This window comes from Gardnerella vaginalis (assembly GCF_001546455.1).
Lineage (GTDB): Bacteria > Actinomycetota > Actinomycetes > Actinomycetales > Bifidobacteriaceae > Bifidobacterium > Bifidobacterium vaginale_B.
In genome coordinates, this window is record NZ_KQ956805.1 from 63,928 (window position 1) to 65,664 (window position 1,737).

The following is a 1,737-nucleotide window of genomic DNA, read 5'->3' on the forward strand; positions in this document are numbered from 1 at the left end:
GTTGATGGCTAAAGGTTATGATCAGGCGGTTCAAGGTGATAGTTATCCGATAGATGATGTTTTTGAAGATCTTGAACGAGGTCTTTAATGGATGAGTATAAGATAAAAGTCACTCGTCAGGCGAAAGAGCATCTTGCACTTATTCGAGAATATATCGCCACGGAGTTACAAGCACCGATAGTGGCTAAAAGAATGCTCGAGCTGTTGAAGTCGGAAATGATGTCTTTGCAGACGATGCCTTATCGTGTGAAGTTAATTAGTGAGCAGCCGTGGTGTGAACTTGGTTTTAGAAGAATACGCGTAAAAAATTATTACGTTTATTTTTGTGTTGATGATAGTAGAAAAGAAGTTCAAATACTCGCGGTTATCTACGTGAGAAGAGACCAGACTAAACAACTGGAAGAATTGTAATGTAACGCGCTATCAAGCCAATCTTAAACTTTTTAACGATAGCTTTTCCTATCGTTAAAAAGTGCACCCAATATCCATAGTGTGCACTCAAAAAAGTGTAGCTATACTACCCGTTCTCTCAATCCACGTCGAGAGTGTCGTATTGATGTCAAGGGCTGATTAGGTTGATTTATAAATGCGGCATGATACAATCGTATTAACAGAACCTCTCCACGCTTAATGTAGTTCTTCTACATGCGGACCACGGAGAGGGCTTTTTGTATGAAAGAGTATACGTATGACATTGAAGCCAGCTTTAACGTATGATCAACAAATTGCAAGACTTGTAAATGACCATCATTTAAAAATTTCTAACATTGAATTTGCAAAAGGAATTTTGACGAAAGTCAACTATTACAGACTTTCTGGTTATGGTGTAGGGTTGAAGAATGCTAATAACAAGGAGTATTATCAAGACACTGTTAGCATAGAACAGCTGTTTAATCTTTATTGCTTTGATAGTCAATTTAAAAATAATCTAATGCGAACTATAGAGCAAATTGAGATAGAACTTAGAACTCAGATTGTCTATTACTTATCTATCAAATACGGTCCTGAAGTATTGATGAGTGAGACTAATTTTGTTTGCAAGACAAATAAACAAGGACAATCTATTTACTCTATTCTTATAAAAAGCTTGAATAAAGAAATTGAACGACAAAAAAATAAACCTTTTGTTAAGCATCACATAGAAAAATATAATAGTCAATTTCCTATATGGGTTTCTGTGGAATTAATGTCTTTTGGGAGTTTATCTTCATTGTTTAGCATTTTAAAAACTGAAGATCAAAAAAATATATCTCGCTATTACAATACTGATCCTAAATATTTAAAAAACTGGATTTTATGTTTAGTAGAAGTAAGAAATATTTGTGCACACTATACCAGACTTTATAATATGCCTTTAAAAGAAAATCCGCGCCTTTATAAAGAGAATCTTCAATATAAAGGGAAACAAAATAAAATATTTCCTGTACTTTTAATTACTAAAAGAATGCTAAAAGCAAATGAACAGTGGTGTTCTCTTTTGAAAGACTTGAAAAATACGTTTGCTAAATATGAAAGTTCGTTTAGATTTGATTTTATGGGATTTCCTAAAAATTGGGAGGAAATCCTTTAAGTGCTGGTTTAAATTGCTATAGATTTAAATTTAGCGAAGAGTGTTATTGTGCTCTAGTTGCTTGTGTTTTTGGGGAACAAATCGGTGGAATAATCGTAAAAAAGTTCCCTACACTGTTTGATTTCTCATGGTAATGGCTTGTTGGTTATTCCAGAAAATAAGGTTCC

Annotated in this window: 2 protein-coding genes and 1 pseudogene; all 3 read left to right on the forward strand. The window is 33.6% G+C overall.

The features are described from left to right. Positions 1–88: pseudogene (locus tag HMPREF3216_RS06035) on the forward strand (toxin-antitoxin system protein); the annotation flags it as partial. Continuing rightward, positions 88–411: a type II toxin-antitoxin system RelE/ParE family toxin gene (locus tag HMPREF3216_RS00725; protein ID WP_004133090.1), complete on the forward strand. Its 324-nt coding sequence runs from the start codon at positions 88–90 to the stop codon at positions 409–411. The pseudogene HMPREF3216_RS06035 and the gene HMPREF3216_RS00725, both read left to right, overlap by 1 nt. A gap of 277 nt (positions 412–688) precedes the next feature. Beyond that, positions 689–1,570: an Abi family protein gene (locus HMPREF3216_RS00730; RefSeq protein ID WP_060786492.1), complete on the forward strand. Its 882-nt coding sequence runs from the start codon at positions 689–691 to the stop codon at positions 1,568–1,570. Positions 1,571–1,737 lie beyond the last annotated feature (167 nt).